Genomic DNA, 26,462 nt, shown 5'->3' with positions numbered 1-26,462 from the left:
CCATGACCGACACCATGTCCACCCACGGGCCGACGACGTCCCGCGACGTCGATCCCGACCGGCTCGACGCATTCCTGGGCGGGGTCATCGGGGACGTCGGCGCGACGCTCAGCGCCGGCCTCGTCGTCATCGGCGACCGCCTCGGTCTCTACGCCGCCATGCGGGGCGGGGACCCGGTGAGCACCGACGCGCTGGCCCGTCGTACCGGCACCTCGGCCGTCTATCTGGCGCCCTGGCTGGCCAACCAGGCTGCCGGCGGCTACGTGGAGTACGACGCCGCGACGCAGACGTGGTCGATGACCCCGGAGCAGGAGGCGACGCTGGCCGATCCCGACAGCCCTGCCTTCTTCGTCGGCAGCATGGAGCTGGCGCTCGGCGTGCTCCGCGACGTGCCCGAGCTCGAGCAGCGGTTCCGCACCGGCAACGGCTTCGGGTGGCACGAGCACGACGGCGACCTGTTCACCGGCACCGAGCGGTTCTTCCGCCCCGGCTACGTGGCCAACCTCGTCGCCGAGTGGCTGCCCGCTCTCCACGGCGTGGTGCCCAAGCTCGAGTCTGGCGCCGAGGTCGTCGACGTCGGGTGCGGCCACGGGGTCTCGACCGTCCTGATGGCGCAGGCCTTCCCCGCCTCCCGCTTCGTCGGGATCGACTATCACGAGGCGTCGATCGTCGTGGCCCGTCGTCGCGCCGAGGAGGCAGGGGTGTCCGACCGGATCAGCTTCGAGGTCGCCGACGCGGGCGAGCTGCCCGCCGGCCACGCCGACCTCGTCACCATGTTCGACTGCCTGCACGACATGGGCGACCCCGATGGTGCTGCCCGCGCCGCCCGCCGGGCGCTCTCCGACGACGGCACGTTCATGGTCGTCGAACCGATGGCGGGCGACCACGTCGAGGACAACCTGCACCCGGTCGGACGCGTGTTCTACGGCGCCTCGACCCTGGTCTGCACGCCGTCATCGCTGGCCCAGCCCGGCCAACGCGCCCTCGGCGCGCAGGCCGGCCCCACCGTGCTGACCTCACTGCTCCGTGACTCCGGCTTCGGCCGCGTCCGGGTCGCCACCACCTCACCCGTCAACCTCATCCTCGAAGCCCGTCCCTGAAGGAGAACTGCCATGTCCACCACCCACACCGCCACCGACGTCGCCGCACTGGCCCGTGCCATCGAGGCGCGGGACGCGGAGAGCATCACCGCCCGGTACGCCGCCGACGCCACCCTGACGCTGCTCGACCGGGACCACCCGCCGTCCAGCCCGCAGGTGCTCACCGGTCGCGACCAGATCGGCGACTACTACCGCGACATCTGCGGCCGCAACATCGACCACCAGGTCCGGGACGCGGTGAGCACCGCCACCGGCCTGGCGTTCACCCAGCACTGCCGTTACCCCGACGGCGGACGGGTGGTCTGCACGACCGTGGCCACCGTGCACGACGGCCTCATCGTCAGCCAGACCGGCGTCCAGGTCTGGGACTGACCTCACGACGACGACCGCTCTCGGGAGCGGTGGTCAGTCCATGTCCGCGTAGAGACGGACCGCGACCCCGGCACTCGTCAGGCGATCGAGGAGGACGCGCAGGGGCGGCCAGTCCTCGCGCCCGAGCCGCGTCACGGCGTACGCCGTCATCACGACCGCCGGATCGGCCAGGGGCAGCACCCGCACCCCATCACCGGTCGGCCGGGCGAGCGGCAGCAGGCCGACGCCATGACCGGCGACGATCAGGTCCTCCACCAGGTCGAGGCTGTCGATCTGGTGGCTGATGTGGGGCTGGAACCCATGCATCGACGCCAGCGTGCGCACGGCGTCGATGTCTGCGGTGTTGCGGGAGTTCACGATCCACGGTCGCTCACCCCAGATGGCGAGGTCGGCCGGGTCGTCACCTTCAGGTGCTTCGTCGGACGGCACGCCGAGCCCCCACGGCGTGCTCCACAGCGTCCGGGCCACCAGCGTCGGACCGGGGGAGGCCGGAGCCAGGTTGTAGTCATAGGTCAGCGCGACGTCGAGGTCGTCCTCGGCCAGCAGGGCGAAGGCCTCGAGCGGCTCGTACTCGTGGATCACGATCTCCACCCGGGGATGCTCCTCGCCGAGGGCGGCGACCACCGGCAGCAACGAGGCCCGGATGGCCGTCGCGAAGCCACCGACCCGGAGCACGCCCGCCGGCTCGGCCTCCGGGTCGAGGTCGAGTCGTGCGGCTTCGACGGCGGCCAGGATGGTGACGGCATGGTCGGCGAGGCGATGGCCGGCCGGGGTGAGTCGGACGCGACGGCCGTCGGGTTCCACCAGTGCCGCCCCGACCTCGCGCGCCAGGGCGGCGATCTGCTGGGAGACGGTCGACGTGGTCAGTCCGTGGGTCTCGGCCACGGCTCGCATCGAGCCGAGCCGGGAGAGCTCGAGGAGCAGGTGCAGCCGGCGTACGTCCACGCCGGGCATTGTCCATGAATGTCGAACGGTACGTCCGCTGAATTCACGTGGACGCGAACGGTTTCGACGACTTCACTGGAGTCATGACCACCGCGACACCCACCCCGATGCCCACCCTCAGCCGAGCCCGCACCGGCGCCCTGATGGCGATGGGTTCGATGCTCTGCGTCCAGGTAGGACTGGCGGTATCGGTCGGGCTGATCGACCAGGTCGGCGCCGAGGGTGCGGCCTGGCTGCGGCTGGTCTGGGCGGGCGTGCTGATGCTCGCCATCGGTCGCCCGCGGCGTTCGGACTTCACCCGCTCGGGTCTCGTCGCCAGCGTGCTCCTCGGCATCGTCATCGCCGGCATGACGCTGCTGTTCATGGCGGCGGTCGCGCGGCTGCCTCTCGGCACGGCCAGCGCCCTGGAGTTCCTCGGGCCGCTCGGGGTCGCCGTGGCTCGCGGTCACGCAGGCCGGTTCGTCTGGCCGCCGATCGCCGGGGTCGGCGTGCTCCTGCTGACCGAGCCGTGGGCCGGTACGGCGGACCCCGTCGGTGTCGCCCTCGCGCTGGGTGCGGCGGCCTGCTGGGCGGCGTACATCCTGCTCACCCAGCGGGTCGGCGACGAGGTCGCCGGCGTCACCGGCCTGGCCGTCTCGATGCCGGTCGCAGCCGTGGTCGCGTCGCTAGCCGTCGGCCCGGACGCCATCGGGCAGATGACGCGGGAGCTGTGGCTGATCGGGCTCGGCCTGGCGGTCCTGCTGCCGGTGGTCCCGTTCACCCTCGAGCTGCTGGCGCTGCGCCGACTGAACACCGCCGCCTTCGGCACCCTGATGAGCCTCGAACCGGCCATCGCCCTGGTGATCGGGCTGGTGCTGCTCGGCCAGGTCCCGGGGGTGTTCGCGATCCTGGGCATCGGGTTCGTGGTGACCGCCGGGATCGGGGCCGAGCGGACCGGAGGCCGCGAGGTAGCGCCGAGTAATACCTCAGCCCCACTTCTGCAACACCCGGGACGAACTGGTGTAGATCACCAGACGGACCTTGCCGACAAATCGGACGGAGCGGTTTTCACCGGTGCTTCCCGGGACTAAAAACACTGAATCGGGCGTACGGGATATGGGGATTCCGAGCGCACTTCAGGACCGGGGGCACGATGCGGACGACGCGACGTTGGGTGGCGCTGGCCATGGTGGCCGGGTGGTTCGCAGCAGCTGTGCTGTTGGCCTCGCCCGCCTCGGCCGACGTGAACTGCTCGGACCTCGGGTCGCGGACCGCCGCCCAGACCTACTTCGACGGCCGCACCAGCGACCTCGACCACCTCGACGGCGACGGTGACGGCCAGGCCTGCGAGGCGAGCTCCCCGCATGCCGGGGGCACGTGGACGCTGATCCTGCTGGGGGTCCTGTTCGCCGCCGGACTGGCGCGCTACACCACGTCGACCAAGGACGCCGAGGAGCAGAGCGTCGCGGCGCCGGCACCGGTCGAGACCGTGAGCGTGGGTGCTCCTCTGATCGTCGAGCAGGCCGTCGGCGCCGTTGCCCCTGTGCAGCGCCGGCTGAGCCTGGTCAAGGTCGCCGTCACCGGTTCGGTGACCGAGCTGGCCCGAGCGCTCCGGATGGTGAAGTACGGCGAGCGGATGACCGTGCTCGAGCAGCATGCCGCCGCACACGGTGCGTCCCCCCGCGACGTGCTCGACGCCCTCGCCCACAGCACCAGCGACCTCGAGCTGCAGGGCTGGGCCCTGGCCGGCTACGACCCGCCCTGGACGGTCCGCGTCATGCGCTGCTCCTGCGTGGACGGCCTGCGCAACTTCCAGCTGAGCACCGCCGACGACGGCAGCCGCTACTGGGCCTGCGCGAGCTGCCACCAGCCGGTGAGCACCACGCCCTGAGCGCGAGCTCAGGCGGCCCGGGCCGGGACCGGCTGCCGCTCCTGCTCGCGGCGACGGACGACCGGGATCGTGGCAGCGATGGCGACTCCGACGAACGCAGCGGCGGCGCCGACGACGAAGCACAGCTGGAAGGCGCCTTGGGTGGGCAGCTCGAAGGCACCGATCTTCGTGGTCGAGCTGGTGAGCAGCGCCGCCATCACCGCGGCAGCCACGCTGGTGCCGATCGAGCGCATCAGTCCGTTGATGCCGACCGCCGACGCGGCCTCGGTCATCGGCACCGAGTCGAGGATGAGCGTCGGCATCGCGGCGTACCCGATCCCGACACCGGCCGACGCCACGCAGGAGGCGAGGAGCAGCTGCCACGGGGCGTCCATCAGCTCACGCGCGACGAGGTAGCCGAGCCCGAGGACGCCGGCACCGATCATCAGGGTCAGCTTGGGACCGATCCGGGTCATCAACCGGCTGGAGACCGGGGCGAAGACGAGCATCATCAGGCCGCCCGGCGCCATCCACAGCCCGGCCTGCAGCATGGTCTGCCCGAGCCCGAAGCCGGTGGCCTCCGGGATCTGCAGCAGCTGGGGGACGACGATCGCCTGCGCCATCATGCCGAAACCGACGGCGATGGCGGCGAGGTTGGTGAGCAGGACCGGCCGTTGCACGGTGACCCGCAGGTCGCACAGCGGATCCGTCGTACGCAGCTCGTAGACGGCCCAGGCCATCAGCACGACCACGCCACCCGCGAGCAGGCCGACGGTGCGGCCCTGGTCCCAGCCCCACTCGTTGCCCTTGGAGATGGCGATCAGGACGCCCAGCAGCCCGATCGCCAGCCCGACTGCGCCGACGACGTCGAAGCGACCGCCGTGCGCGTCGTGCACGTGCGGGACCAGCAACGCGACGCTGAGCACCATCAGCGCGGCCAGGCCCACGGACATCCAGAACAGCGCGTGCCAATTGAAGTCCTCGGCGACCCAGGCCGACAGCGGCAGGCCGATGGCTCCGCCCACACCGAGGGTGGCGCTCATCGAGGCGATCGCGGTGTTGGTCATCGCCGGTGGCGTCACCTCGCGCATCAGTGAGATGCCGACGGGGATGAAGCCCATGGCCAGGCCCTGCAGCACCCGGCCACTGAGCATCGGCAGCAGGGAGTCGGAGAGCGCACAGATCAGCGAGCCCACGACCAGCAGCGCCGAGCTGCCGACCAGCACCCGCTGCTTGCCGAACATGTCGGCCAGCCGACCGGCGATGGGCATCGCCACCGCGCCGCCGAGCAGGGTGGCGGTCACGACCCAGGACGCGTTGGCGGGGGAGGTGTGCAGCAGCCGCGGGAGCTCGGTCTGGATCGGGATGACCAGCGTCTGCATCAGAGCGGCGCTCATGCCGCCGAAGCACAGGACGATGACCGTCAGCCGGGCCGACGCAGGGGGCTGCGTCTCGGTGGTCGGGTTCGAGCTCACGAGGGTCCTTCCGGATCCGGGAAAATCGTTGCGTACGTCAACGATATGGCCTCGACCCTGGCGGCGCGACCGCTTCTGCTGTGACGTACGCCGCACCCGGCCGCGCGCGTCTAGGGTGCCGCCATGAGTGCAGACTGCCTCTTCTGTGCGATCGCCGCGGGCGAGACCGACGCCGCCATCGTGTGGAGCGACGACGAGTTCGTCGCCTTCCTCGACATCCGACCGCTGTTCAAGGGGCACACCCTGCTCGTCCCGCGCGAGCACGTCGTCACGTTGCCGGACCTGCCGGCCGCGTTGCGGGACCCGTTCCTGGCCGCGGCCCAGCGGCTCGCCAGTGCCATGGTCTCCGGGCTCGGGGCCCAGGGGTCGTTCGTGGCCATGAACAACATCGTGTCGCAGTCGGTCCCGCACCTGCACTGCCACGTGGTGCCGCGGACCAAGGGCGACGGGTTGCGCGGGTTCTTCTGGCCGCGCACGAAGTACGCCGACACCGCCGATCGGGACTCCTGGGCCGGGCGGATCAGCGCAGCGTTAGATTGACCGGCGGCCAGTAGGTCGACACAGCCAGAGCACAGAGAGGACGACGACATGGGTCGTTACGACGGACGGGTGGCCATCGTCACCGGTGCAGCACGAGGCATCGGGGCCGGCATCGCCAAGCGCTTCGCCGAGGAGGGCGCCGCCGTGGCGGTCCTGGACCTCGACGAGGAGCAAGCAGTCGCCGCGGCCAAGGCGCTGGGCGGCACCGCTCCCGCCATCGGCGTGGGCTGCAACGTCTCCGACGCAGCCTCGGTCGATGCGGCCGTCGCGCGAGTCCTCGAAGAGCTCGGCGGCGTGCACATCCTGGTCAACAACGCGGGCATCACCCGCGACAACCTGCTCTTCAAGCTCTCCGAGGACGACTGGGACTCGGTGATGGGCGTGCACCTCAAGGGTGCGTTCCTGATGAGCAAGGCCGTGCAGAAGACCTTCGTCGACCAGAAGTACGGCAAGATCCTCGGACTCTCGAGCGTCTCGGCCAACGGCAACCGCGGCCAGGCCAACTACTCCGCTGCCAAGGCCGGCGTCCAGGGCTTCACCCGCACCCTCGCCCTCGAGCTCGGCAAGTTCGGCGTGAACGTCAACGCCATCGCGCCGGGCTTCATCGCGACCGAGATGACCGACGACACTGCGCGTCGGCTCGGGGTGGAGGTCGAGGAGTTCCGCAAGATGAACGCCGAGGCCAACCCGGTCAAGCGGGTGGGTCATCCCGAGGACATCGCCGCTGCCGCTGCGTTCCTGTGCAGTGACGAGGCGTCGTACATCACGGGTCAGACGCTGTACGTCGATGGTGGCGCCAAGATCTGATAACACACTGAATTACTCGTCAACATGCGCGGGCCCTGCCGGAATCGCAGGGCCCGCTTTGTCATGCTGGCCGCATGTCGTCACCCTTCCCGCGACCCACTCGACTCGTCGCCGTGGCTGCGGCGTTCGCGCTGAGCCTGACGCTCGCCGCCTGCGGAGGCGGTGACGACAAGTCGGGCTCCGGGACGCCGGACTCGCAGCCGGTCTCCGGTGGCACCAAGCTGGCGGCGCTCTGGCCGTTGACGGGTGAGCCCGTGACCGGGGCCACGCCTCAGCGTCCCGTGCTGGTCACCAAGATCGACAACAGCTCGGCCAGCCGTCCGCAGGTCGGGCTCAGCAAGGCCGACCTGGTCACCGAGGAACTCGTCGAGGGCGGCATCACCCGCCTCGCGGTCTTCTACTACCAGCGCCTGCCCGGGACGGCCGGGCCGGTGCGTTCGATGCGCGCCTCCGACATCGGCATCGTCAAGCCCGCCCACGCCGACATCGTCGCCAGCGGCGCCGCCCCGCCCACCCTGCGCCGGCTGAAGGCCAACGACATCACCTTCTACGACGGCGGTGGCCCCGGCTACTACCGCGACTCGAGCCGGATCGCGCCGCACAACCTGATGGTGCACATGAAGGAGCTGGCTGCGTCCCTGAAGGACAAGAAGGCGGTCGTCCCGGCCAGCTACCTGCCCTGGGGCAAGGACTCCGACTTCACGGGAGTCGCCAAGGCGACCAAGATCAACGCGACGTTCAGCCGTTCCTCGACCACCTCGTGGAGCTTCGAGGGGGGCAAGTACGTCAACACCAACAGCAACGCCGCCGACGGAGACCGCTTCAAGCCCGACAACGTCCTCGTCCTGCGGGTGCGAGAGGGCGACGCAGGCTACCTCGACCCGGCCGGCAACAAGGTCCCCGAGACCCTCTACTTCGGCAAGGGACCGGCCCTGCTGTTCCACAACGGCCAGCTGGTGCGCGGCACCTGGACGAAGAAGTCGCGCAAGCACCCGGTCACCCTGAGCACTGCTGCCGGCCCCCTGAAGGTGCCGGCCGGACACACCTGGATCGAGCTGGTGCCGATCGACAAGGACGGCGGAAGGGTCACCTTCCAGAAGTAGGCGATCGTCGGCCGGGACTGCTCAGTCCTGCGCAGCCTCGGCCTCGACGGGGTCGGTCAGCGTGATGCCCTGCTCGGCGAGCGAGCGGATGCCCTCGAGGATGAACAGGATCGCGGCCTCGATGCGTACGACGGCCTGCTTCGGGTCGTCGGCGGTGGAGACGCTCTCGCCGGCGGCAGACATGGCACCGAAGAAGATCCGGCTGAAGGTCTGCTTCATCGCGTCGTCGAGCTCGTAGGTCGACGCCTCGAGCACCGAGCCGACGATGTCCTGGACGATGCCGTAGCTGGAGCGCTCCTCCTGCTCGCGGAACCTCTCGTAGCCGAGGATCGCCGGCCCGTCCTGGATCACGACCCGCTGGTAGACGGGATCCTGGACGATCTCCAGGAACTCGCGCAGGCCGGCCCGCGCCTTCTCCCACGGGTCGGTCGCGCCCTTGAGGGCGGACTTGATCTTCCTCGAGGCATCGTCCTCCACGCTCGCGAAGACCGCCTCGAAGACACCCTGCTTGCCGCTGAAGTGGTGGTAGAGCGCGCCCTTGGTGACGCGGGCACCGGCCACGATGGCATCGAGGCTGGTGCCGCCGTACCCGTGCTCGCTGAACTGCGCCGTGGCCACCTCCACCAGGGCGCGCTTGGTGGAGGCGGAGTACTGCTGCCGACGCGAGGCACCGGGCACCTTGGGGAGGCTGGTGAGCAGCTTCTCGGCGTGGGACCTCGGCATCCCACCACTCTAGGGCGGGCGCGGCGCCGGTGTGGGTCACGTCACGCAGCCCGGTGTTGGTGTCGGGGCCACCCACTACATACTCTGAGTACGTACTAGCGGTATGTGAACCATTCACGAGAGGTGCAGACCATGAGTTGGACCGCCTTCCACAGTCGCGGGGAGACCCTCCACGCTGTCGTCGACGCCGCGAACGCCAACCGCGACGGGATCCTGCCGATGCAGGTGCCCGGCGTGACCGAGAACTTCACCGACGAGATCGACCTGGTCGGTGCGCTGCTGCTGAAGTGGCACGCCCGACTGTCCGGCAACATCGAACGCGCCCTGGTGCGTGAGCCCATGGACCTCGAAGCCGCCGTCGCCGCGGCCTGGCGGACCACCGCCGAGCAGCTGCCCGGCGTACGTCTCGTCGTCGACCGGTGCACCCAGTGGCCCCAGACGCCCGAGATGGAACAGGCCATGGAGCGGGCCCGCGAGCGGGAGTGGGTCCGGCTGGCCACCGCCGCCGGACTCGCCAGTTCCCAGAGCCCGGCCGCGGTCGCGGCCGGACGACGGGTCGAGGCGCTGGCTCGCGAGGGACTCTCCTCCGAGCTGCAGCCCGACGACCCCGAGCCGGCCGTCGCGCCGCGCTCGACCGAGTCGTTCGTCGACCGGATCAAGGCGGTACTGGCCGCCTGATCCCTCGAGCTGACGAACCCCAGGCCCACGGGCATGCGGCCCTCCCTCCGCATCCCTCCCTCCCACCCCGGCCTGGGGTTCGTCATGTCCAGCGGAGTTACCATGCACCGGTGAGCAGCCAACAGTCAGCGGGGTTCGGGACCCGGGTCCTGGAGGACACGCGTCTCGACGAGAGCACCCAGACCACCGACAACGGTGACCACGAACGTCTGTCCCACTACGTGCCCAAGGACAAGCTGACCGAGGCCATGGTCAACGGCACGCCGGTGGTGGCGCTGTGTGGCAAGGTGTGGGTCCCCAGCCGGGACCCCCAGAAGTTCCCGGTCTGCCCTGAGTGCAAGGAGATCTGGGAAACCATGCGTGAAGGGGATTCCGAGTGAGGCTGTTCCAGCGTGCCGCACTGTCCGTGCTGGCCCTGGCCCTCGTCGGCCTGCCTGCTGCCGTCTCGAGTCCCTCGGTGGCCGCGGTCAGCGGTGCGGCTGTGACCGGGGTGCCCTGCCTGAAGAACACCGCGGCGACGGCGCGGGCCGAGGCGCCGAAGTGGCGTCGCTACGCCGACACCTCAGCGGTCACGGCCAAGGACCTGGCCGCACTCCCTGCTGCGGAGACACGGCGTTCAGTCGTGAACCGCGAGGTGCGTCCGTCGCTGGCGGCCCGCATCACCCTGCCGGTCTACGTGCACGTCATCAAGGGCAAGCACCGGGGCGAGAAGAACCCTGCCGGCCGGACCCGCGTACGCCAGCTGATCGCGACCCTCAACGGAGGGATGGCCGGTGTGCAGAGCGGCTACAGCACCCCGCTGCGCTACCGCTTCGCCCTCAAGCATGTCGACTACACCAAGAACGACGCGTGGTACCACGCCTACCTGTTCGGCAAGCGCGACGTGCAGGCCAAGCGCAAGCTGCACCGCGGCGGTCCGCGCACCCTGAACCTCTACATCAGCGGCGGCGGTCCGAGGGGCACGCCCATCCTCGGCTGGGCCCGGTTCCCGTGGCAGTACGCCGCTGCGCCCAAGCTGGACAGCGTCAGCGTCAACGTGGCCGGCATGCGTGGCGGCTCCGCCCGCGGCTACAACCTCGGTGACACGGTGATCCACGAGACCGGCCACTGGCTCGGGCTCTACCACACCTTCCAGGGTGGCTGCGGCGGTGGCGGCGACCTGGTGGCCGACACCCAGGCCGAGGCCGAGCCGAGCTTCGGGTGCGACGTCTCGCGGGACACGTGCCCGGCGGACCCGGGCCACGACCCGGTGCACAACTTCATGGACTACTCACTCGACGCCTGCATGATGCTGTTCACTCCCGGCCAGGTCCAGCGCATCGACGCAGCGTTCGCGAAGTGGCGGTAGGGCTTGCCTGACGGACCTCCTCCGCCCCGCTCCCTGCAGACCGAACTCGCTCCACCCGCTCTCGACCTCCCGCCGGCGTACCCCGACCGGGCGGCCTGGGGGACGGCGACGCGGCTGCGCGCGTGGCAGACAGCGGCGTTGACGGCGTACTTCGAGGACAACCCCCGCGACTTCCTGGCGGTCGCAACCCCCGGCGCGGGCAAGACGACGTTCGCCCTCTCGGTCGCCTCCGAGCTGCTCTCGAGGCGGGTGGTCGACCGGATCACGGTGGTCGCGCCTACCGAGCACCTCAAGACCCAGTGGGCCGAGGCGGCCGCCAAGGTCGGCATCCCGCTCGACCCGAGCTACTCGGCCAAGGGCCGCAGCAGCAGCGAGTTCGTCGGTGTCGCGATGACGTACGCCGGCGTGGCCGCCAACCCGCTGGCGCACCGGATCCGCACCGAACGGTTCAACACCCTGGTGATCCTCGACGAGGTGCACCATGCCGGCGACGCCCTGAGCTGGGGCGAGGCGGTCCGGGAGGCGTTCGAGCCCGCTCGTCGGCGGCTCGCCCTGACCGGCACGCCGTTCCGCTCCGACATCAACCCGATCCCGTTCGTGACCTACGCACCCGATGGTGACGGTGTGCCGCGGTCGGTCCCCGACTTCACCTACGGCTACGCGCACGCACTGGCCGACCACGTCGTCCGTCCGGTGCTGTTCATGGCCTACAGCGGGCAGATGCAGTGGCGCACGCGAGCCGGTGACGAGGTGGCGGCTCGTCTGGGCGAACCGCTGACCAAGGACATGACCGCGCACGCGCTGCGCACCGCACTGGACCCGAAGGGCGCCTGGATCCCCTCGGTGCTCGAGGCCGCGGACCGTCGCCTTTCGGAGGTGCGCCGGCACGTCCCCGACGCCGGTGGCCTGGTGATCGCCACCGACCAGGAGTCCGCCCGCGCCTACGCCCAGGTGCTGGCCCAGGTGTCGGGGGAGAAGCCGACGGTCGTGCTGTCGGACGAGAAGGCGGCCTCGAAGAAGATCGCGACGTTCACCGACGACGGATCACGCTGGATGGTGGCCGTGCGGATGGTCTCCGAAGGTGTCGACGTCCCGCGGCTGGCTGTCGGGGTCTACGCGACGACCACGTCGACGCCGCTGTTCTTCGCCCAGGCCATCGGCCGCTTCGTGCGTGCGCGCAAACGCGGGGAGACGGCGTCGATCTTCGTGCCGTCGGTGCCGCTGCTGCTGGCCCATGCCTCGGAGATGGAGGTGGAGCGCGATCACGTGCTCGGTCGGAAGATCACCGACGAGGACGACATCTTCGCCGCCGAGGACGACCTGCTTGCTCGAGCCCAGGCCGGCGAAGGGGCCAGCGACGAGGAGCTCGGCAGCTTCGAGGCGATGGGCTCGGAGGCGCGCTTCGACCGGGTGCTGTACGACGGTGGCGAGTTCGGCCACGAGGGGGAGGTGCACGTCGGGTCGGAGGAGGAGATGGACTTCCTCGGGATCCCCGGCCTGCTCGAGCCCGACCAGGTCCGCGACCTGCTCCGTCACCGGCAGAGCGAGCGCGCGGCCCGTCGTACTCCTGCGCCGGAGGCCGACGCCGACCGCCCGACCACCACCCACGAGCAGCTGGCCGTGATGCGCCGCGAGCTCAACGGACTGGTCGCGGCGTGGTACCACCGCACCGGCCAGCCGCACGGCGTCACCCACGCCGCGCTGCGCAAGGAGTGCGGCGGCCCGGCCGCCGCGGCCGCCACTGCTGCCCAGCTCGCGAAGCGGATCGACCTGCTGCGCGAGTGGGCGACCCGGGGCTAGTCGAAGATGCCCGAGTAGGCGTTCAGTGCGGGCTGACCGCCGAGGTGGGCGTAGAGCACCGTCGAGTCGCGGCCGATCTCGCCGCTGGTGACGAGGTCCACCAGCCCGGCCATCGACTTCCCCTCGTAGACGGGGTCGATGATCATCGCTTCCAGCCGACCCGACAGCCGGATCGCCTCGATCGTCGACTCGACCGGGATGCCGTAGAGGTCACCGGCCCATCCCTCCAGCACGGTGATCTCGTCGTCGCGCAGGTCGCGTCCGAGCTCGATGAGTGCGGCGGTGTTGCGCGCGATCCGCCCCACCTGGTCGCGCGTCTTCTCGAGGGTCGCCGACGCGTCGATCCCGAGCACCCGGCGCGGTCGGCCGGTCAGGTCCTCCAGCGCGGCGAACCCGGCGATCATCCCGGCATGGGTCGAGCCGGTGACGGTGCAGACGACGATGGTGTCGAAGAAGACGCCGAGCTGCTCCTCCTGTGCGGCGACCTCGAAGGCCCAGTTGGCGAAGCCGAGTCCACCGAGCGGGTGCTCGGAGGCGCCGGCCGAGATGGGGTACGGCGTGCCGCCGGAGGCCTCGACCTCGGCGATCGCCTCCTCCCACGACTGGCGGATGCCGATGTCGAAGCCGTGCGGGTCGAGCCGTACGTCGGCGCCCATGATCCGCGAGAGCAGGATGTTGCCGACCTTGTCGTTGACCGGGTCGTCCCAGTCGACCCACTTCTCCTGCACCAGCCGGCACTTCAGGCCGAGGTGTGCGGCAACGGCCGCGACCTGGCGGGTGTGGTTGGACTGGTAGCCGCCGATCGAGACGAGGGTGTCGGCGCCCTTGGCCAGCGCGTCGGGAACGATGTACTCCAGCTTGCGGGTCTTGTTGCCGCCGTACGCCAGGCCCGAGCTGACGTCCTCGCGCTTGGCCCACACCGAAGCGCCACCGAGGTGGGCGGTCAGCCGCTCGAGCGGGTGGACCGGGCTCGGGCCGAACGTCAGTGGGTGTCGGGGGAACTCCTGCAGCCTCATGGGGTCAGCCTGTCACCCGGCGACCACCGACCCGAGCAGCGGCAGCACCCGGTGGGGCACCTGGGTCTCCAGGGCGATCACCGTCGAGCAGCGGGTGATGCCGTCGTGGCCGAGCACGCGGTCGATGACGCGCTGCAGGTCCGTGTTGGAGCGGGCGACCACCCGGCACCACATGTCGCCGGGGCCGGTGATGGTGCAGGCCTCGAGGAGCTCGGGGATGGTCGCCAGGTGCCGGCCGACGGCGTCGTGCCCGCCGATCCCACCCGGCCCCTGGCGGATCTCGAGGGTCAGGAAGGCCGTCACCGGGTGGTCCAGCGCCGCCGGCTCGAGCTGCGGTCCCCAGCCCGAGACGACACCGCTGGACTGGAGCCGGTCGAGCCGGGCCTGCACGGTGCCGCGCGCCACCCCGAGGCGCCGTGAGGCCTCGAGCACGCCGACGCGTGGCTCGGCGGCGAAGAGTTCGAGCAGGGTGCGGTCGAGCTGGTCCATGATCGGGCTCCCGGGTGTGCAAGTTGTCCAGTGTGTCGACGCTGCGTTGCACACATTGTCTCCCATGGCGATCCTTGGCGCATGACCTCCCTGACTCCCGAAGAGATTCGTGCCGACCTGACCCTCGACCAGCTCAAGCAGCTGGTCGGCCTCGTAGAGTACGACGAGGAGCGCGACGTCTTCCCGGTGACCGGATGGGACGCGATCGTCTTCGTCGTGGGCAACGCCACCCAGACCGCGCACTACTACCAGTCGGCCTGGGGCATGGAGCTGGTCGCCTACTCCGGTCCGGAGAACGGCAACCGTGACCACAAGTCGTTCGTGCTGCGCTCCGGCTCGATCCGGTTCGTGATCAACGGTGCCGTCGACCCCGACAGCGACCTGGCCGACCACCACCGTCGCCACGGTGACGGCGTCGTCGACATCGCCCTCGAGGTCCCCGACGTCGACCGGTGCATCGCCCAGGCACGCACGGCCGGTGCGACCGTCGTACGCGAGCCGGAGGACATCACCGACGAGCACGGCACCATCCGGATCGCCGCCATCGCGACGTACGGCGAGACGCGGCACACCTTGGTCGACCGGTCCCGCTACGACGGCCCCTACCTGCCGGGCTACGTCGCTGCCGAGTCGACCTGGGTCAAGCGCGAGGGCGAGCCCAAGCGACTCTTCCAGGCCCTCGACCACATCGTCGGCAACGTCGAGCTGGGCCACATGGACGAGTGGGTGGAGTTCTACAACAAGGTCATGGGCTTCACCAACATGGCGGAGTTCATCGGCGACGACATCGCGACCGACTACTCGGCGCTGATGAGCAAGGTCGTCGCGAGCGGCAACCACCGCGTGAAGTTCCCGCTCAACGAGCCGGCCATCGCCAAGAAGCGCTCGCAGATCGACGAGTATCTCGACTTCTACCGCGGCGCCGGCGCCCAGCACCTCGCCGTCGCCACCAACGACATCCTGGCCTCGGTCGACGCGCTGCGCGCCAACGGCGTGGAGTTCCTCAACACGCCGGACTCCTACTACGAGGACCCCGAGCTCCGTGCCCGCATCGGCAACGTGCGCGCCCCGATCGAGGAGCTGCAGAAGCGCGGCATCCTGGTCGACCGCGACGAGGACGGCTACCTGTTGCAGATCTTCACCAAGCCGCTCGGCGACCGCCCCACGGTCTTCTTCGAGCTGATCGAGCGCCACGGCTCCCTCGGCTTCGGCAAGGGCAACTTCAAGGCCCTGTTCGAGGCCATCGAGCGCGAGCAGGACGCCCGGGGGAATCTCTGAGTCTCGATAGTCCAGTACGAAAAGCCGCTGCATCGCGAAGATGCAGCGGCTTTTCGTTCTGGACTATCCGTCAGCTGAGCTTCACCCTCGCCCCGGGAGGCAGGGCCTCCACCAGGCGCTGGCGGGCCAGTGCGGGGTGCTCGTCGAGCAGCTTGGCGCCGTTGGCCAGTGACCGCAGGGCCGCGGTCTCGGCCCGGGCCGCCTCCAGCTTCGCCTGCCCGCGGGTGCGGGCGGTCGCCAGCTCGGCGTACGCCGCACGCAGCTCGGGCGGCAGGATCACGTCCTTGACCACCACCTCGCGTACGGCGACACCGACCTGCGCCCCGGCAGTGCCGGCTGCCTCGGTGAGGGAGAGCCCCACCGGACCGCGTGCCTGCCGGACGAGCTCGGTGACCTCGTAACCGGCCACCGCCTCACGCAGCGCCACCTGGACGGCCAGGTAGACGATGTCGAACGGCTCGCGGCTCACCTCGACGAACAGCCGCGGCTGGGCGACCGCCCAGCGGATCGCCGCGGTGATGCGCAGGGTGACGCCCTCGGAGGTCAGCACGTCCTGCGGAGCGAGCGTGCTGATGCGCTCCGCGATCCAGACCGGTCGGTACTCGGTCCGCTTGCGCGAGCGCGGACGGTGACGACCCGGCCCCAGCTCACGGGTGAAGGCACCGTCGACGTACTCGAGGACTCGCTCCTCGAGGCTGACGTGCAGGGTGCGGTAGATGGACATGGCTGACCTCCTTTCGTCTCGTGTCGACCGTGTCCGGGATGGCTGTGTGAAGTTGTTCCGTCGCATGACCGAGTGGACGGGCGGTGACACGTGAGCTCGCGGGGCGTCGACCGTCGTACGGACCGGCCGGGCCACGGGCGACCCCACGCTGCTGCCACCGCCCGCCCACCCGTGTGAAGGGGACTCGAACCCCGGCGCTGTGCGGGCGCATTGCCGTGCCTCGTGGCGGTGGGAGATGCGACGCGTGGAACCGGCTGTGGTGACTGCCCACCGGCCACTTCTCTCCCGGCGAGAAGGGTAGGAGAGCAGGGGCCAGCAGGGCCACCGGTTTTCGCTCCGGGCGTGTGGGACGCTTCCCACATGTCCCATCCACCCGGCTGGTACGCCGACCCGCAGTCGCCGCCCGGCTATGCGCCCGGGGTGCGTTGGTGGGACGGACAGCAGTGGACCGATCTCGCCCATCCTTCGGTGAATCCGACGGTGCCCCCGCAAGCTCCGTCGTCGAAGCACAGCACCCCCGATGGTGAGCCGCTCGCCGGCTGGGGGATCCGTTTCGGCGCCTACCTGATCGACGCCGTCATCGTCTCCCTCGTCGCCGCGATCGTCGGCGCGCCGTTCGTGGCCAGGATCGTCAACGCCTACGGCGATCTGTTCCGCGACACCATCCACGCGGCCGAGACCGGGTCGGCGCGACCGAACCAGATGGACGTCTACGGCGAGATCTGGCTGCCGCTGATCGGGATCGTCCTCGTCTCGATCGTGCTGAACTTCATCTACCAGGTCGGCTTCCTGCGGTGGCGCGCGGCGACGCCCGGCAAGCTGATGCTCGGACTGCGGGTGCGGCTGCGCGAGCAGCCCGGCCCCCTGGCGTGGGACACCATCCTGCGGCGCTGGGTCTCCCAGTTCGGTCCCAACCTGCTCAGCCTGGTGCCGTTCATCGGGCTGATCGCCGGCCTCTACCCGTGGGTCGACGGGCTCTGGCCCCTGTGGGACGAGCGCCGCCAGGCCCTGCACGACAAGTTCGCCCGGACGAACGTCGTGCGGACCCGGCGCAACGCCTGACCACTCGGGTCAGTCGAGGTCGCCCACCAGCACGGCCTCGGCCTCGTTCTCGGCCCCCTTGTCGGCATCGTCCACGGTGTCGCTCTCGTGCCGGGTGGTCCGCGAGACCACGCGCGCTCCCGCGACCAGGATCAGCACGCCGACGAAGACGCTGGCGGCGCCGAACCAGAACGGTGCGTGCACGTGCACGTCGGGCGCCTCGCCGAACAGCTTCAGTGCGACGTACGGACCGATGGCGCCGCCGCAGAACCGCACGAAGGAGTACGCCGCGGACGCGACCGGACGCTCGACCGGTGCGGCACCCATCACGGCCTCGGTGATCAGGGTGTTGTTGTTCCCGATGAACGCACCGGAGGCGATGATGCCGATCGTCACGACGGTCGGGTGGTCGGCCCAGATCGCCATCACGGTGAGGTCGGCGGTGAACAGCACCAGCGTCGCGATGATCGCCGGCACGGTGCCGATCGCGCGCTGGACGATCGGTGCGACCACCACCGAGACCAGGGCCACGAGCAGACCCCAGCCGAAGTAGATCCAGCCGATCTCGATGATGCCGGACTCGGGTAGTGCGAACGGTCCGGCGGCCAGGATCGTGAAGAACCCGATGTTGTAGAAGATCGCCGTCAGTGCGAGCAGGAGCAGCGGCTTGTGCTTGAGCGCCCGGAACGGGTCGGCCAGAGAGGTACGCCGGCCCGTCGGGGGAGTGCTCGGCAGGAAGAAGGTCGTCGCGACCAGCGCGATGATCATCAGGCAGGAGACACCGAAGAACGGCGCCCGCCAGGAGTGCTCACCGAGCACGCCGCCGATGAGCGGACCGGACGCGATGCCGATGCCCAGCGCCGCCTCGAACAGGATGATCGCCTGGCGGGTCGAGCCGCGGGCCGACATCACGATGGTGGCCAGGGCGGTCGCCACGAACAGGGCGTTGCCCAGGCCCCACCCGGCGCGGAACCCGACGATCGCGCCGACCGAGTTCGACGACCCGGCCAGGGCGGCGAACACGATGATCAGCACCAGGCCGGAGAGCAGGGTGCGCTTGGGGCCGATCCTGCTGGAGACCACGCCGGTGACCAGCATCGCGACGCCCATGATGGCCATGTAGCTGGTGAACATCAGCGAGACCTGGCTGGGTGTCGCCTGGAGCTGGGCGGCGATCGACTTCAGGATGGGGTCGACCAGGCCGATCCCCATGAACGCGATGACGCACGCGAAGGCGACGGCCCAGACGGCCCGTGGTTGCTTGGTCGGGGTCCCTGCCTCGATGGGAGCGGAGCGAGCATCGTGGTGGGGTGACTTGTGCATGACTTCCTTTGCTTGCTAGTCGTGATGGAGGACGTCGGTGAGCACCGCCACGGCGGTGGCCAACTCCTCCTCGGTGTGTCCGGATGCGTCGATCCGCTCGGCCACGAGGGCGGCGTTGCGGCGGCGTACCGAGATGAGCATCTGGCGACCCGCGGTCGTCATCGAGACCACCGAGGAGCGGGCGTCGTCGGGATGCGGCGTGCGCTGCACCCATCCGCGCTCGACGAGCGCGTTGACGTGGCCCGTCATGGTCGGCTGGCTGCACCGGTCGGCCTGCGCCATCGCGCCGACGGTGCTCGGACCGAGCTCGTCGAGCAGGCTGAGCAGCCGGGTGGTCGCGGTCGGTACGTCGTGATGGTTGCGGCGTACCTCCCGCACCAGCCGGGCACTGAGGACGACGAGGTCGTTGCTCAGCTGTCGAACGCGTTGGTTGCTCACGTCCACCATATTACATAGGCAACCTATGGAAGTCGAAGCAGATGGGGCCACGTCGTATCAGGACTGGTCCAGATAGCTCTTGGCAGAAGAGGGCGATTCGTTGACACGCCGCGGATACCGGACGAGCGTGGATGGGTCGTCGCGGAGGTGCGTCGTGGGCAGCAGCACGAGAGCGACGGGGACAGGAATGTCTTCGATCCGGGCTCGGTTGCGCTCTCGATCGCCGCGCCTCTCCCTCCCCGGCAGCACCTGCCTGGTCACCGGCGCCTCGGGCGGCCTGGGTGCGACCATCGCCCGCCGCCTGCACCGCGAGGGCGCTCGTCTCGTGGTCAGCGGCCGACGGGTCGACGAGCTGACCTCCCTGGCAGCAGAGCTCGGCGACGGGACCGCGGTCGTGGCGGCCGACCTGGCCCGGCTCGAGGACGTACGCCGGTTGGCCCGCGACTCCGGGGGCGTCGACATCCTGGTCGCCAACGCCGGCCTCCCGGCCAACGGCGAGCTGGCCGACCTGAGCGTGGACGACATCGCCCGGGCGGTGGACATCAACGTCCGCTCGACCCTCGTGCTGACGCGGCTGCTGGTGCCGAGGATGCTCGACCAGGGGGCGGGGCACGTGCTGCTCATCGGGTCGCTGGCGGGACTGGCGCCGACTCCTCGCTCGTCGGTCTACAACGCCAGCAAGTTCGCGCTCCGAGGCTTCGGGCACGCGTTGCGCGAGGAGCTGCGTGGCACCGGCGTCGGCGTGTCCCTGGTGAGTCCGACCTTCGTGTCAGACACCGGCATGTGGGCCGACACCGGCGTCCGTGCCGCCCACCGCGAGGCCACTCCCGGGCAGGTGGCGGAGGCGTGTGTCTCGGCCATCAGGAAGAACCGTGCCGAGGTGCTGGTCGCGCCTCCCGACCAGCGGCTCGGCGTACGCCTGGCCGGGCTGTTTCCCGAGCTGATGCAGCCGGCTCTCCGATCGTCGGTCGTGCCTCCCGAGGCCGTGGCCGCGCAGAAGTCCAAGAGATGACACCACTTCGAAAGTCAGGTCCCAGATGAGTACAGCAACCTTGAAGAACTGGTTCGGAGGCATCACCTCCTCGCCGCACACTGTGGTCGAGGTGACCAGCGTCCAGCAGATCGTGGACATCGTGAAGGACACCGAGCGCTATCCGTCGCCGGTTCGAGCGATCGGTTCGAACCACTCGACCACTCCCTGCGGGACCGCCGACGACGGCACCGTGATCATCACCCGCAAGATGGACAAGATCCTGTCCTACGGCGAGGACACCGTCACCGTGCAGGCCGGGGCGCTCTACATCGACGTCAACCAGGAGCTGGTCAAGCGAGGCAAGCAGTTCTACGTCAACGTCGAGCTCGGCAACCTGACCATCGGCAGCGCCTGCTGCGGCGGCACCAAGGACGCCTCGATGCCCGGCGAGTTCGGCCAGATCGCGTCGTACGCCGTCGGCATCAAGATGGTGCTGCCCAACGGCGACCTGTTCGAGGTCGACGAGAGCGACCCGGAGCTGCTCCAGCTCGCACGATCGAGCTACGGGCTGTTCGGTGTCGTCTACGAGGCCACCTTCCGGGTACGCGAGCTGGCCGCGATGGAGGTGCACCACGAGAAGTTCACCCTCGACGAGTTCGCCCGCCAGCTGCCCGAGCTCCGGACCCGCGACGAGTCGATGATGCTCTACATCAACCCGTTCAAGGACACGATCACCGTGGAGTTCCGCCGCTACCACGGGGCGAGCTCGGCGGGAGACCTGAGCACGTGGCAGTGGAAGCTGCGCAACCAGGTGTGGAGCCACTTCGCGCCGCTGTGGGGACACAACGTCAGTCGACTGTTCCCGTCGAAGTGGGTCCGCTCGGCCCTGACCGACTTCTACAACGGGCTGATCGTGCTCGCGCTGACCAAGGTGATCAAGGGCAAGGCGACGTTGCCGATCGCCCAGCAGATCCGCTACCCGGAGGTCTCCGGCAACGACCGCTACCTGTTCAGCATCTGGGCCTTTCCGGAGGAGCGCTACATCGAGTGCCTCCGGGCCTACTACGACCTGTCCAAGGAGCACTACGCGCGCACCGGCTACCGCATCGACCTGCTCAGCGTCGGCTACCGCATCCTGGCCGACCAGAGCTCGCTGTTCTCCTACAGCTTCAACGGCACGGTGATCACCTTCGACCCCGTCTCGACGGGCACGCTCGGCTGGGACGCCTTCCTGCGCGAGTACAACTCGCTGTGCAGCGACCTCGGCGGCACCCCGCTGTTCAACCAGACCAACCTGCTGACCCGCGACCAGGTCGTGCACGCGTTCGGTGAGCGCGTCGACCGGTTCGAGAAGCAGCGCCGCCACTACGACCCGTCGAACCGGCTGCTGAACAACTACTTCGCCGAGCTGCTCGGTTCACTGGACGGTGACTGAGATGGCCGAGATGACCCTCGAGGAGGTCAAGGCCGTCGCGACGAGCTACTTCGAGCAGCTCACCAACAAGCAGGACGTGGGGTACGTCGACACGCTGTTCACCGACGACATCGCCTTCTACGACCCGGCGATCGTGCCGGACGGTGAGGCCCACGGGCACGCCGAGGTGAAGCAGTTCTTCTCGGTGTTCTTCAAGGTCTTCCCCGACGTCCACTTCGAGATCGACGACTTCTTCGCCGAGGGCAACAAGGTCGCCATCCGGTTCACGTGGACCGGCACGCACAAGACCGAGTTCCTGGGGATTGAGCTCAAGGAGCGGCACGTGTCGGTGCCCGGCATCGACATCTTCCACATCGAGGACGGCAAGATCGCCGAGGTCCGGGTGGCGTTCGACAGGGGACACCTGATCGAACAGCTCGGCGGCATCCACCACCCGTTCTGATCCGACATGACCCACCAGGTCGCGTTGACGTTCAGTGCCCGGGTGCTCCCCGGGCGCCGGGAAGCACTCGAACGCCTCCTGGGCGTGATGGCCGAGGACCCGGACGGCAACCGGGTGATCCCGTTCGCCCGGCTGCCGCTGACCCACTTCGCGCGGGTGCTCCTGCTCGAGCCGCAAGCCGATGAGGACGAGCCGACCGTGATCGTCACCCTCGACTGCGACGCGACGGTGGGGGAGCGCCTCGACGACCTCGTCCAGGTCGCCGGCGCCGGTCTCGACGAGCTGTTCGGTGCCTGCGCCGACTATCCCGACGTACCCACACCGGACCGGAGACTGGCCTACCTCCGCGCGCACCTGCGCGACTCACGGGTCTTCTACGTGCATGCGGTGGGGCGGACGCTGCCGCAGATCCGCGACGAGGCGCGCCTGCGCCAGGCCCTGGAGGACCACCTCGACACCCAGGTCGACCAGCTCGCCGGCCTCACTCCCGCCGAGGTGCGCGACGCCATCCGTTCCCACGTCGCCTCCGAGCCCACGCTGGCCTGGGCCCTCGCACCGGCGCCACAGCCGGCACTGGTGTGGCGGCTCAGGGAGAAGCTGCACAAGATCGCGGTGCCGGCGCTGCTGGTGGTCACCCTGCCGATCGGCATCCCGGCGGCCATCGTCTGGGCGCTGATGCTCCGGTGGCACGAGCGGGTCGACGCCTTCCCGGAGATCGAGCCCGACCCAGAGCGGCTGCGTGAGCTCGGCGACGCGGAGGACTTCCTCGTGCAGAACGCCTTCACCAGCCGTGCCCCCATCCGGCCCGGGGGCTTCTGGAAGCTGACCTCGCGGCTGACCGAGCTCGTCGGCGACTACACCGCCCGGCACGTCTTCACCACGGGCAGCCTCTCCGGCCTCACCACCGTGCACTTCGCGCGCTTCATGCGGGTCGACCCCGACGAGCAGGTGCTGTTCACCAGCTACTACGACGGAAGCCTGGAGAGCTACAACAACGACTTCGTCGACCAGGTCGCCTGGGTGCTCAACACCGTCTTCGGCCAGCAGGCCGACTATCCGCGCACCCGCTGGATGGTCCACGACGGTGCGCACAACGAGCGCTGGTTCAAGAACTTCATCCGCGGCCACCAGGTCCCGACGCAGGTCTGGTACTCGGCCTACCCCGACCTGGCCGCCGTGACGATCGACCAGAACGCCAGGCTCCGTGCGGGCCTGAGCGGTGAGCTCGAGGGAGAGGAGCTGGACGCATGGCTGCGAATCCTCTGACGAAGCGCACCCGGGTGGACACCGACGACGTGCAGGGTCTGGTCCTCCAGGGCTTCGGCAAGCACCGTGCCGCGGCGTACCTGGTGCTCGAGGTCATCGACGGTGCCGGCGCGCGGTCGTGGCTGTCCTCGTTGCTGCCCGAGATCACGCTCGGCGAGGCGCGGCCGAGCGGCGTCGCGCGGAACCTCGCGCTGACCTCGTCGGGCCTGGCCAAGCTCGGCCTCCCACCGGCGACGCTGTCCGGGTTCTCCCTGGAGTTCCTCGAGGGGATGACCAGCGCCCACCGGAGCAGACTCCTCGGTGACGAGGGAGCAGCAGCACCCGTGCGCTGGGAGTGGGGGGCGCCGGGCGGACCCGAGGTCGACGTGCTCCTCCTCGTCTTCGCGCCCGACACGGATGCGCTGACGGCAGCGCTCGAGCGCCATCGCGCCGACCTGACCGGGAGCGGACTGCGCGAGGTCGCGACCCTCGACACGGAGGACATCGGCCGCGGTGAGCACTTCGGCTTCCGGGACGGGCTCTCGCAACCGACGATGTCGGGCGTCGGTCGCGCAGGTCCGCAGCGGCACACGGTCGCGCCGGGGGAGTTCCTGCTCGGCTACCTCAACGAGCACGGCCAGTACCCGCGCTCACCGCAGGTGACCGGCGCCGACGACCTCGACTTCGGGCGCAACGGCAGCTATCTCGTGCTGCGCACGCTGGTGCAGGACGTGGCGGGTTTCTGGCGCTACGTCGACCGGGCGACCCGAAGACCCGATGGCAGCCCCGACCCCGAGGCGCGTACGGCGCTGGCGGCCCGGATGGTCGGACGGTGGCCCAGCGGTGCGCCGTTGACGCTGTCCCCCGAGGTGGACCGATCCGAGCTGGCCGAGCAGAACGACTTCGGGTACGACGCCGACGACCGTGACGGGATGCGGTGCCCGGTCGGAGCACACGTGCGGCGTACCAACCCTCGTGACTCGTTGCCGCCGAAGCCGGGGACCGAGGCCTCGACCGACGTCGGCAAGAGGCACCGGCTGCTTCGGCGTGGCCGGCCGTTCGGGCCACCGATCGCACCCGATGCGGCCCTCGACGAGGGCTCCGCTCAGCCGGCAGACCGCGGGCTGCACTTCCTGGCCCTGTGCTCGGACATCGCCCGGCAGTTCGAGTTCATCTCGCACACCTGGGCGATGAACCCCGCCTTCGCCGGGTTGCTGGACGACGCCGACCCGCTCCTGGGTGGGCACTCCTCGCGGGGCACGTCGTTCACCGTGCAGGGTGTGCCGGTGCGCCGCCGCCACCAGGGGGTGCCGGCGTTCGTGACCCCGCGGGGCGGCGCCTACTTCTTCCTGCCCGGGGGTCGCGCCCTGCGCCACCTCGCCGGGTCGTGAGTCAGAAGGGCGGGCGCCCGGTGCCGGCTATCCGGTAGCGGCCCCACGGGTCGACGTCGGAGAGCCGGCCCTTGGCCTGGCCGTGCGGGGTGACCAGGGTGACGGTGCTGCCCGAGGAGTGCTCGGCGTCCAGTCGTTCGTCGGCGGCGATCCGGCCCCACCAGTGGAAGCGACCGTCGATCGGCTCGAAGTGTCCGCGCAGGAGCACCTCCACCTCGGTCTCGGCGATCCGTGCCGGTCCGTCGTACTGCTCCTCGGGCTCGTGCACCATCACGCCTTCCTCCCCGGCAGCAGGCTGAGCCGGCCCGTCGCGTCGATGCGGACGCCGTTCTCGCGGGCGATCCCCTCGAAGGCGTTCCAGATGAACGAGCTCAGGTGGCGGGACACGGCCGCCTTGCTCATCGTCTGTCGGCGCAGCCACCACTCGCCGGTGGAGAGCCCGAACCCGAGGACGCCGTAGGCCCAGGGCTCGGCGCCGGAGGCGTCCACCCCGAGCTCGGACAGGGCGTCGTTGAGGGTGCGGGCGAAGGCGGCGGCGATCATCTCCTTGCCGTCGGCGAACGGGTCCTGGTTGTTCGGGTGGTCCACGAGCAGGAAGAAGACGTTGGGGTGCCGCGCGATCAGGGTGAGGTAGTGGGTGCAGGCGCGCTCGACGCGGGCGCGCACCGGCCGGTCACCGAGCAGGGTCGGCACGATCGCCTGCACGACCTCGTCGGCGCCCCAGTGCCCGACGGCGCGGTAGAGGTCGTCCTTGTCGGAGAAGTAGCGGTAGAGCACCGGCTTGCTGACGCCGGCGGACGCCGCGATGTCGGCGATGCTCGCCGACGGGCCGTGCTCGTCGATCGCTGCCACGGCAGCCTCCACGAGCTCGGCGCGACGGGCTTCTCGGTGACTGTCCCAGCGGGTGTTCCGGCCGTCGTCGGTCGGACCGTTGCTGACCCTGTTTCCCCGAACGGGGTCCTTGACGAGGCGAGGCATGTGATCCACAGTAGCCGATAACCGTTACTGAAAGTAACAGTTACTGCGATGCCCAGGAGGCCGACCTTGACCGCCACCGCCGAGCGCCTGCTCAAGTCCTCAGCGCGCCAGTCCTACGACCCCGAGGTCGACATCGACTGGAGCGCGCCGGTCGACCCGAGCCTGTGGGGGATGCAGCCCGAGCGGATGTCGCTCTACGGCACCGAGCTGTGGGACGGCCTCACGAAGGAGCAGCGGATCACCCTCTCCCAGCACGAGGTCGCGTCGATCGCGAGCGTCGGACTCTGGTTCGAGCTGCTGCTGATGCAGATGATGCTGCGGGACCTGTACGACGACGACCCGACCGGCGCGCACATGCACTACGCCCTCACCGAGGTGGCCGACGAGTGCCGTCACTCGACGATGTTCGGCAAGTCGATCGCGCACTTCGGTGTCCCGGCGTACGGCCCGCCGCGCAAGATCCACCGCCTCGGCCGCCTGTTCACCCACGTCGTCCGCGGTCCTAGCTCCTACGCGTCCATCCTGGTCGCCGAGGAGATCCTGGACACCTGGCAGCGCGAGCTGATGAAGGACGAGCGCGTGCAGCCGATCACGCGGATGGTGGCCCGGATCCACGTGCTCGAGGAGGCCCGGCACATGACCTTCGCCCGCGACGAGGTGCGTCGACAGCTCGAGGGCCTCTCGAGGGCCCAGCTGGTCGTGCAGCAGAACCTCACCGCGCAGACGTGTCTGATGGTGGCCCGGTCGCTGGTGAACCCGAAGGTCTACGCCTCCGTCGGGATCGACCCCCGCGATGGCCGCCGCGCGGCGCTGGGCAACCCGCACTACCGGGCGACGATGCAGTGGATGGGCGAGAAGCCTCTCGCCTTCCTGCGTGAGAACGGCCTGCTGCCGGAGAACCAGGAACGCGTGTGGAGGGCCTCGCTGCTGCTGGGCTGAGGGGTGTACT

29 protein-coding genes are annotated in these 26,462 nt (G+C 69.8%); 19 read left to right on the top strand and 10 right to left on the bottom strand.

Annotated features, from left to right (window positions below; genetic code table 11):
- Window positions 1–2: 2 nt before the first annotated feature.
- Both H976_RS0118665 and H976_RS0118660 read left to right on the top strand, forming a co-directional pair.
- Complete coding sequence (locus H976_RS0118665; RefSeq protein ID WP_231388985.1) at window positions 3–1,100, top strand: class I SAM-dependent methyltransferase; 1,098 nt, start codon at window positions 3–5, stop codon at window positions 1,098–1,100.
- Between the two features lie 12 nt (window positions 1,101–1,112).
- Entirely contained in the window at window positions 1,113–1,472 is a 360-nt protein-coding gene (locus H976_RS0118660; protein ID WP_027862779.1) for a nuclear transport factor 2 family protein, read from the top strand.
- Between the two features lie 33 nt (window positions 1,473–1,505).
- Here the strand turns inward: H976_RS0118660 and H976_RS0118655 are convergent, their stop codons facing one another.
- Window positions 1,506–2,426 carry a LysR family transcriptional regulator gene (locus H976_RS0118655; RefSeq protein WP_231388984.1) on the bottom strand — a complete coding sequence of 307 codons (921 nt, stop codon included), beginning with the start codon at window positions 2,424–2,426 and terminating at the stop codon, window positions 1,506–1,508.
- A gap of 74 nt (window positions 2,427–2,500) precedes the next feature.
- Here H976_RS0118655 and H976_RS27250 point away from each other — a divergent pair, with 74 nt between their 5' ends.
- A complete protein-coding gene (locus H976_RS27250; protein ID WP_231388983.1) occupies window positions 2,501–3,487 on the top strand; it encodes a DMT family transporter in 987 nt (328 codons plus the stop codon).
- A 62-nt stretch (window positions 3,488–3,549) separates the two neighbouring features.
- Complete coding sequence (locus H976_RS0118645; protein ID WP_081683022.1) at window positions 3,550–4,287, top strand: excalibur calcium-binding domain-containing protein; 738 nt, start codon at window positions 3,550–3,552, stop codon at window positions 4,285–4,287.
- A gap of 8 nt (window positions 4,288–4,295) precedes the next feature.
- On the opposite strand, the gene H976_RS27245 is transcribed toward H976_RS0118645, so the two are convergent.
- Window positions 4,296–5,741: an MFS transporter gene (locus tag H976_RS27245; protein WP_036227334.1), complete on the bottom strand. Its 1,446-nt coding sequence runs from the start codon at window positions 5,739–5,741 to the stop codon at window positions 4,296–4,298.
- 123 nt (window positions 5,742–5,864) lie between these two features.
- Here H976_RS27245 and H976_RS0118635 point away from each other — a divergent pair, with 123 nt between their 5' ends.
- The 3 genes from H976_RS0118635 (at window position 5,865) to H976_RS0118625 (ending at window position 8,191) form a co-directional block, all read left to right on the top strand.
- Entirely contained in the window at window positions 5,865–6,281 is a 417-nt protein-coding gene (locus H976_RS0118635; RefSeq protein WP_027862776.1) for an HIT family protein, read from the top strand.
- 48 nt (window positions 6,282–6,329) lie between these two features.
- On the top strand, window positions 6,330–7,088 hold the full coding sequence (locus tag H976_RS0118630) for a glucose 1-dehydrogenase (RefSeq protein WP_027862775.1): 759 nt from the start codon (window positions 6,330–6,332) through the stop codon (window positions 7,086–7,088).
- A gap of 74 nt (window positions 7,089–7,162) precedes the next feature.
- Window positions 7,163–8,191, top strand: coding sequence for a DUF3048 domain-containing protein (locus H976_RS0118625; RefSeq protein WP_081683021.1), 1,029 nt, complete (start codon window positions 7,163–7,165; stop codon window positions 8,189–8,191).
- A gap of 21 nt (window positions 8,192–8,212) precedes the next feature.
- On the opposite strand, the gene H976_RS0118620 is transcribed toward H976_RS0118625, so the two are convergent.
- Window positions 8,213–8,914 carry a TetR/AcrR family transcriptional regulator gene (locus H976_RS0118620; RefSeq protein ID WP_027862773.1) on the bottom strand — a complete coding sequence of 234 codons (702 nt, stop codon included), beginning with the start codon at window positions 8,912–8,914 and terminating at the stop codon, window positions 8,213–8,215.
- Window positions 8,915–9,046: 132 nt separating this feature from the next.
- On the opposite strand from H976_RS0118620, the gene H976_RS0118615 reads away from it, so the two are divergent.
- The 4 genes from H976_RS0118615 to H976_RS0118600 all read left to right on the top strand — a co-directional run bounded on the left by H976_RS0118615 (window position 9,047) and on the right by H976_RS0118600 (window position 12,740).
- Window positions 9,047–9,592 carry a hypothetical protein gene (locus tag H976_RS0118615; protein WP_027862772.1) on the top strand — a complete coding sequence of 182 codons (546 nt, stop codon included), beginning with the start codon at window positions 9,047–9,049 and terminating at the stop codon, window positions 9,590–9,592.
- Between the two features lie 110 nt (window positions 9,593–9,702).
- Window positions 9,703–9,972: a DUF3039 domain-containing protein gene (locus tag H976_RS0118610; protein ID WP_027862771.1), complete on the top strand. Its 270-nt coding sequence runs from the start codon at window positions 9,703–9,705 to the stop codon at window positions 9,970–9,972.
- A complete protein-coding gene (locus tag H976_RS27240; protein WP_036227331.1) occupies window positions 9,969–10,940 on the top strand; it encodes a zinc metalloprotease in 972 nt (323 codons plus the stop codon). The genes H976_RS0118610 and H976_RS27240 overlap by 4 nt, the downstream gene beginning before the upstream one ends.
- 114 nt (window positions 10,941–11,054) lie before the next feature.
- Window positions 11,055–12,740 (top strand): DEAD/DEAH box helicase, encoded by a 1,686-nt coding sequence (locus H976_RS0118600; RefSeq protein WP_231388988.1) that lies wholly within the window; start codon window positions 11,055–11,057, stop codon window positions 12,738–12,740.
- On the opposite strand, the gene H976_RS0118595 is transcribed toward H976_RS0118600, so the two are convergent.
- Both H976_RS0118595 and H976_RS0118590 read right to left on the bottom strand, forming a co-directional pair.
- Window positions 12,737–13,756, bottom strand: a complete 1,020-nt coding sequence (locus H976_RS0118595; protein ID WP_027862769.1) for a 1-aminocyclopropane-1-carboxylate deaminase — start codon at window positions 13,754–13,756, stop codon at window positions 12,737–12,739. The two genes, H976_RS0118600 and H976_RS0118595, sit on opposite strands and share 4 nt — an antisense overlap.
- Before the next feature lie 12 nt (window positions 13,757–13,768).
- Complete coding sequence (locus H976_RS0118590) at window positions 13,769–14,245, bottom strand: Lrp/AsnC family transcriptional regulator (RefSeq protein ID WP_027862768.1); 477 nt, start codon at window positions 14,243–14,245, stop codon at window positions 13,769–13,771.
- A gap of 81 nt (window positions 14,246–14,326) precedes the next feature.
- On the opposite strand from H976_RS0118590, the gene hppD reads away from it, so the two are divergent.
- Entirely contained in the window at window positions 14,327–15,523 is a 1,197-nt protein-coding gene (gene hppD, locus H976_RS0118585; protein ID WP_027862767.1) for a 4-hydroxyphenylpyruvate dioxygenase, read from the top strand.
- Between the two features lie 70 nt (window positions 15,524–15,593).
- Here the strand turns inward: hppD and H976_RS0118580 are convergent, their stop codons facing one another.
- The gene (locus H976_RS0118580; protein WP_027862766.1) at window positions 15,594–16,247 is read right to left on the bottom strand and encodes a slipin family protein; all 654 of its coding nucleotides are present in this window, start codon (window positions 16,245–16,247) and stop codon (window positions 15,594–15,596) included.
- Between the two features lie 360 nt (window positions 16,248–16,607).
- Here H976_RS0118580 and H976_RS0118575 point away from each other — a divergent pair, with 360 nt between their 5' ends.
- Complete coding sequence (locus H976_RS0118575) at window positions 16,608–17,309, top strand: RDD family protein (RefSeq protein ID WP_081683020.1); 702 nt, start codon at window positions 16,608–16,610, stop codon at window positions 17,307–17,309.
- Window positions 17,310–17,318: 9 nt separating this feature from the next.
- On the opposite strand, the gene H976_RS0118570 is transcribed toward H976_RS0118575, so the two are convergent.
- Complete coding sequence (locus tag H976_RS0118570; protein WP_081683019.1) at window positions 17,319–18,611, bottom strand: MFS transporter; 1,293 nt, start codon at window positions 18,609–18,611, stop codon at window positions 17,319–17,321.
- Window positions 18,612–18,626: 15 nt separating this feature from the next.
- Window positions 18,627–19,049, bottom strand: a complete 423-nt coding sequence (locus H976_RS0118565) for a MarR family winged helix-turn-helix transcriptional regulator (protein WP_027862763.1) — start codon at window positions 19,047–19,049, stop codon at window positions 18,627–18,629.
- A 187-nt stretch (window positions 19,050–19,236) separates the two neighbouring features.
- On the opposite strand from H976_RS0118565, the gene H976_RS0118560 reads away from it, so the two are divergent.
- Genes H976_RS0118560 through H976_RS0118540 form a run of 5 tightly spaced genes read left to right on the top strand, consistent with a single transcriptional unit; the run spans window position 19,237 to window position 24,535 of the window.
- Entirely contained in the window at window positions 19,237–20,061 is an 825-nt protein-coding gene (locus H976_RS0118560) for an SDR family oxidoreductase (RefSeq protein WP_051277031.1), read from the top strand.
- Window positions 20,062–20,086: 25 nt separating this feature from the next.
- Window positions 20,087–21,457: an FAD-binding oxidoreductase gene (locus H976_RS0118555; protein WP_027862761.1), complete on the top strand. Its 1,371-nt coding sequence runs from the start codon at window positions 20,087–20,089 to the stop codon at window positions 21,455–21,457.
- A 1-nt stretch (window position 21,458) separates the two neighbouring features.
- Window positions 21,459–21,899 (top strand): ester cyclase, encoded by a 441-nt coding sequence (locus H976_RS0118550; protein ID WP_027862760.1) that lies wholly within the window; start codon window positions 21,459–21,461, stop codon window positions 21,897–21,899.
- 6 nt (window positions 21,900–21,905) lie between these two features.
- Entirely contained in the window at window positions 21,906–23,165 is a 1,260-nt protein-coding gene (locus H976_RS0118545) for a hypothetical protein (protein ID WP_027862759.1), read from the top strand.
- On the top strand, window positions 23,147–24,535 hold the full coding sequence (locus tag H976_RS0118540) for a Dyp-type peroxidase (RefSeq protein WP_027862758.1): 1,389 nt from the start codon (window positions 23,147–23,149) through the stop codon (window positions 24,533–24,535). The genes H976_RS0118545 and H976_RS0118540 overlap by 19 nt, the downstream gene beginning before the upstream one ends.
- Window position 24,536: 1 nt before the next feature.
- On the opposite strand, the gene H976_RS0118535 is transcribed toward H976_RS0118540, so the two are convergent.
- Together H976_RS0118535 and H976_RS27235 are read right to left on the bottom strand one after the other, a co-directional pair.
- Window positions 24,537–24,806, bottom strand: coding sequence for a DUF4873 domain-containing protein (locus H976_RS0118535; RefSeq protein ID WP_036227327.1), 270 nt, complete (start codon window positions 24,804–24,806; stop codon window positions 24,537–24,539).
- A complete protein-coding gene (locus H976_RS27235) occupies window positions 24,806–25,513 on the bottom strand; it encodes a TetR/AcrR family transcriptional regulator (protein ID WP_051277029.1) in 708 nt (235 codons plus the stop codon). Before H976_RS27235 ends, H976_RS0118535 begins: the two co-directional genes overlap by 1 nt.
- 66 nt (window positions 25,514–25,579) lie before the next feature.
- On the opposite strand from H976_RS27235, the gene H976_RS0118525 reads away from it, so the two are divergent.
- Window positions 25,580–26,452, top strand: a complete 873-nt coding sequence (locus H976_RS0118525) for a diiron oxygenase (protein ID WP_231388982.1) — start codon at window positions 25,580–25,582, stop codon at window positions 26,450–26,452.
- Window positions 26,453–26,462: the final 10 nt, after the last annotated feature.

The sequence above is a fragment of the Marmoricola sp. URHB0036 genome (assembly GCF_000426045.1).
In the GTDB taxonomy this organism is placed as follows: domain Bacteria; phylum Actinomycetota; class Actinomycetes; order Propionibacteriales; family Nocardioidaceae; genus Marmoricola.
Note: the sequence above shows the minus strand (reverse complement) of the source record. Positions and strands in the feature narration are given on the sequence as shown.

Bases quoted from the DNA above. Each gene is read 5' to 3' on its own strand.
- H976_RS0118665 (WP_231388985.1), top strand. From the start codon at position 3: ATGACCGACACCATGTCCACCCACGGGCCGACGACGTCCCGCGACGTC.
- H976_RS0118660 (WP_027862779.1), top strand. From the start codon at position 1,113: ATGTCCACCACCCACACCGCCACCGACGTCGCCGCACTGGCCCGTGCC.
- H976_RS0118655 (WP_231388984.1), bottom strand. From the start codon at position 2,426: ATGCCCGGCGTGGACGTACGCCGGCTGCACCTGCTCCTCGAGCTCTCC.
- H976_RS27250 (WP_231388983.1), top strand. From the start codon at position 2,501: ATGACCACCGCGACACCCACCCCGATGCCCACCCTCAGCCGAGCCCGC.
- H976_RS0118645 (WP_081683022.1), top strand. From the start codon at position 3,550: ATGCGGACGACGCGACGTTGGGTGGCGCTGGCCATGGTGGCCGGGTGG.
- H976_RS0118635 (WP_027862776.1), top strand. From the start codon at position 5,865: ATGAGTGCAGACTGCCTCTTCTGTGCGATCGCCGCGGGCGAGACCGAC.
- H976_RS0118630 (WP_027862775.1), top strand. From the start codon at position 6,330: ATGGGTCGTTACGACGGACGGGTGGCCATCGTCACCGGTGCAGCACGA.
- H976_RS0118625 (WP_081683021.1), top strand. From the start codon at position 7,163: ATGTCGTCACCCTTCCCGCGACCCACTCGACTCGTCGCCGTGGCTGCG.
- H976_RS0118620 (WP_027862773.1), bottom strand. From the start codon at position 8,914: ATGCCGAGGTCCCACGCCGAGAAGCTGCTCACCAGCCTCCCCAAGGTG.
- H976_RS0118615 (WP_027862772.1), top strand. From the start codon at position 9,047: ATGAGTTGGACCGCCTTCCACAGTCGCGGGGAGACCCTCCACGCTGTC.
- H976_RS0118595 (WP_027862769.1), bottom strand. From the start codon at position 13,756: ATGAGGCTGCAGGAGTTCCCCCGACACCCACTGACGTTCGGCCCGAGC.
- H976_RS0118590 (WP_027862768.1), bottom strand. From the start codon at position 14,245: ATGGACCAGCTCGACCGCACCCTGCTCGAACTCTTCGCCGCCGAGCCA.
- hppD (WP_027862767.1), top strand. From the start codon at position 14,327: ATGACCTCCCTGACTCCCGAAGAGATTCGTGCCGACCTGACCCTCGAC.
- H976_RS0118580 (WP_027862766.1), bottom strand. From the start codon at position 16,247: ATGTCCATCTACCGCACCCTGCACGTCAGCCTCGAGGAGCGAGTCCTC.
- H976_RS0118575 (WP_081683020.1), top strand. From the start codon at position 16,608: ATGTCCCATCCACCCGGCTGGTACGCCGACCCGCAGTCGCCGCCCGGC.
- H976_RS0118570 (WP_081683019.1), bottom strand. From the start codon at position 18,611: ATGCACAAGTCACCCCACCACGATGCTCGCTCCGCTCCCATCGAGGCA.
- H976_RS0118560 (WP_051277031.1), top strand. From the start codon at position 19,237: ATGTCTTCGATCCGGGCTCGGTTGCGCTCTCGATCGCCGCGCCTCTCC.
- H976_RS0118555 (WP_027862761.1), top strand. From the start codon at position 20,087: ATGAGTACAGCAACCTTGAAGAACTGGTTCGGAGGCATCACCTCCTCG.
- H976_RS0118550 (WP_027862760.1), top strand. From the start codon at position 21,459: ATGGCCGAGATGACCCTCGAGGAGGTCAAGGCCGTCGCGACGAGCTAC.
- H976_RS0118545 (WP_027862759.1), top strand. From the start codon at position 21,906: ATGACCCACCAGGTCGCGTTGACGTTCAGTGCCCGGGTGCTCCCCGGG.
- H976_RS0118540 (WP_027862758.1), top strand. From the start codon at position 23,147: ATGGCTGCGAATCCTCTGACGAAGCGCACCCGGGTGGACACCGACGAC.
- H976_RS0118535 (WP_036227327.1), bottom strand. From the start codon at position 24,806: ATGGTGCACGAGCCCGAGGAGCAGTACGACGGACCGGCACGGATCGCC.
- H976_RS27235 (WP_051277029.1), bottom strand. From the start codon at position 25,513: ATGCCTCGCCTCGTCAAGGACCCCGTTCGGGGAAACAGGGTCAGCAAC.